We start from the raw sequence: 1686 nt of genomic DNA on the forward strand, positions 1-1686 counted from the left end.
CCGGACGCTCCCGCCGTCGTCCACGGCGACGAACGGCTCAGCTACGCCGGGCTCGACGCCCGTGCCAACCGCCTCGCCCACCTGCTCCTGGCACACGGCGTCGGCCAGGTGCGGGGCGGCGCGGCGGCGGCCAGGTGCGGGGCGGCGTCCCGGGTGGCGGTGGTGGTGAGCAGGAAGGCGGGCCGGGCGTCGGCGAGGAGCCGGGTGACGCGCTCGCCGGGGTGTTCGGGGTCGAGGGGCAGGTAGGCGGCGCCGGCCTTGCCGACGGCGAGCATGGCCGAGACGGCGTCGGCGGAGCGGGGCAGGGCGAGGGCGACCAGGGTGTCCTGGCCGACGCCGTGTGCCAGGAGCAGGTGGGCGAGGCGGTTGGCACGGGCGTCGAGCCCGGCGTAGCTGAGCCGTTCGTCGCCGTGGACGACGGCGGGAGCGTCCGGGGTGCGGGCGACCTGCGCCTCGAAGAGCTGCGTGAGCGTGGCGTCGGGGGTGTCGTGGCCGGTGGCGTTGCGGGTGACGAGCAGGTCGTGCCGTTCCCCGCCGTCCATGACGGCGAGCCGGGCGAGCGGCCGGTGCGGGTCGCCGAGGGCGGATTCGAGGAGCCGGACGAAGCGGCCGGCAAGAGCCTCGACGGTGGGCCGGTCGAACAGGTCGGCGGAGTATCCGGCGGCGGCCTCGACACCCTGCGGTTCACCGTGCTCGTCGTACCGTTCGGCGACGGAGAGGAGCAGGTCGAACTTGGCCATGTCGGGGTCGATCCGGGCGACTTCGGCACGCAGGCCGGGGAAGTCGACCTCGGGGCGGTCCAGGTTCTGCAGTACGAGTTTGATCTGGAACAGCGGGTGGCGGTTGAGCGAGCGGCGCGGGTTGAGCGCCTCCACGAGCCGTTCGAACGGCAGGTCCTGATGGGCGAAGGCGGCGATGTCCGCGGTGCGGACGCGCTCCAGGAGTTCGGCGAAGGTGGGGTCGCCGGAGGTGTCGGTGCGCAGCACGAGGGAGTTGACGAAGAAGCCGACCACGTCGTCGAGGGCCTCGTCGCCCCGGCCGACGACCGAGCCGCCTATCGGGATGTCGGTGCCGGCGCCGAGGCGGGTGAGGAGGGCGGCGAGCGCGGCGTGCAGCACCATGAAGGGGGTCACGCCGTGGGCGCGGGCGAGGCCGAGCAGGGCGCGGTGGGTCTCGGGGCCGAGCTGGAAGGGCACGAGGCCGCCGCGGTGGCTGGGCAGCACGGGCCGGGGCCGGTCGGTCGGAAGCGCGAGCTCCTCGGGGAGGCCGGCGAGGGCGTCCTTCCAGTAGGCGATCTGGGCGGAGAGGACGCTGTCCGGGTCGCTCTCGTCGCCGAGCCGGTCGCGCTGCCACAGGGTGTGGTCGGCGTACTGGACGGGCAGCGGGGTCCAGTCGGGCAGGCGGCATCCGAGGGCGGCGGCGTAGGCGACGCTGAGGTCGCGGGCGAGCGGAGCGGTGGACCAGCCGTCGCCGGCGATGTGGTGGACGACGACGACGAGGACGTGGGTCTCGGGTCCTGTCTCGATGAGCCGGGCGCGGAACGGGGCCTCGCGGGTGATGTCGAAGCCACGGCCGACGGCTTCGGCGACGAGCATCTCGGCATCGGGGCCGGCGGCGGTGACGACGTCGCCGTACGCCACGAGAGCCTGCGGACCGTCTTCCCCGAGACCGACGGCGTCCCCCACC

1 protein-coding gene is annotated in these 1686 nt (G+C 74.7%); it reads right to left on the bottom strand.

The genetic code is table 11. The features are described 5' to 3' along the window. Window positions 1–41: 41 nt before the first annotated feature. A partial coding sequence (locus EAO70_RS15035; RefSeq protein WP_222723470.1) for a condensation domain-containing protein occupies window positions 42–1686 on the bottom strand: 1645 nt, incomplete at its 5' end.

Origin of the sequence: Streptomyces sp. adm13(2018) (genome assembly GCF_008042145.1) — a bacterium.
Classification (GTDB): Bacteria; Actinomycetota; Actinomycetes; order Streptomycetales; family Streptomycetaceae; genus Streptomyces.